The sequence below is a fragment of the Helicobacter didelphidarum genome (genome assembly GCF_003364195.1).
GTDB classification, from domain to species: Bacteria; Campylobacterota; Campylobacteria; order Campylobacterales; family Helicobacteraceae; genus Helicobacter_A; species Helicobacter_A didelphidarum.
Genome location: NZ_NXLQ01000138.1, coordinates 1 through 1,314, shown reverse-complemented (window position 1 = coordinate 1,314; position 1,314 = coordinate 1). Strand labels below are relative to the sequence as shown.

Annotated in this window: 1 protein-coding gene and 2 pseudogenes; all 3 read right to left on the bottom strand. The window is 33.0% G+C overall.

Annotated elements, in window-relative coordinates; all coding sequences use genetic code 11:
* Positions 1-381 (bottom strand): annotated as a pseudogene (locus CQA53_RS11535) (hypothetical protein); the annotation flags it as partial.
* Positions 360-875 carry a hypothetical protein gene (locus tag CQA53_RS11530; RefSeq protein WP_115544029.1) on the bottom strand — a complete coding sequence of 172 codons (516 nt, stop codon included), beginning with the start codon at positions 873-875 and terminating at the stop codon, positions 360-362. The pseudogene CQA53_RS11535 and the gene CQA53_RS11530, both read right to left, overlap by 22 nt.
* A gap of 70 nt (positions 876-945) precedes the next feature.
* Positions 946-1,314 (bottom strand): annotated as a pseudogene (locus CQA53_RS12800) (hypothetical protein); the annotation flags it as partial.

Genomic DNA, 1,314 nt, shown 5'->3' with positions numbered 1-1,314 from the left:
GTTTTGAGTGCGAAGGGAGAGAGTATCGGTAGGGGAGACATTCTTAGGGTCGTTGGCTAGTGTTTTATCTTTACTTGATAAACAAGCTTTTGTGAAAGGAAGGCAATAATCACCCTCTTTACCTATTACTTTATCTTGACAAAATCTTGCTTCAATAGCTCTAGCATAGGCGGTGTTGTCGCCTGCCTTGTGTAAAATATCTCCTTCTTCACTTTTAATATCACTTTGAATCTTAGCATATCGTGTGATATTGTCAGCTTCTTTCCAATCATCATCAAAAAATATATCATTATCATACACATAGTGAAGCATCGCATAGCTTGCATCTGCACAATCGGCATAGTCTCTAAATTTCTTTATCAATTCTCCACTTCTACCCATTTACCATCCTTTGAAATAAATTTTTTTACTACCTTACCATCCTTTAAGACAAATTTCTGGTCTTTATTTCCAAAACTAAATCTTTTTCTATTCTTCAAATAAAATCCTCTCCCTTCATCACCAAGCAACCACAAACCATAGGCTGTATATACAAAAACTCTATAATATGAAATTATATGCTTTTTATTTGAAGAATCTATAAAATACCATGCCCTTACCCAAGATTCTGTTATTCTGCTATCTATTATTTCTTTATCGTCTATATTTTCAACACCTACATAATAGCCATTTGATAGCTTATCGCTAGTTTTAAAGCTTGGTTGTCGCATTTCATCATAAATCTCTGGTTCAAGCACATACCAACCACCCTCTTTATTGCCTAAATGCTTAGTTTTATAAAATTGAGGGTCAGCCCACCAAAACGAACATCCACTAAATACTACCATTACTATTAAGATACCAATCACACTTAAGATACCATAACTCATCTTCACGCTACTTCCTTATATATGAGAATCTTTATTATCTATATAAGATTCTACATTATCTTTGCCAATCTCACCACTAAACCCCAATCTCTATCGTAAGTTTCTTACATTGAGCTGGCATAAGCCATATTTCTTTAGAATATATACTCTCTTGTTTGTATTCTTTGTATGTATCATCTATGAGTGTAAATGCACCATATCCATAGTCTTTGTTCTCTTGTGCTTCTTTATGTTCTTCAAATGCTTTTTGAAGTATCTTAGGTATTCTTGTAGGAATAATGCAAACATACTCTCTTGTATGATTATCAAACACTATAGAGAATGCCTTATAAGTAAAGTCTTTATTCTTATAGTCTTCTTGTATAGAAAGAGGCAAATCACTCTTCTTTATATCTTTGCATTCACTCATATCTAATTCATACTCTTGGAGAATGATATGACTTTT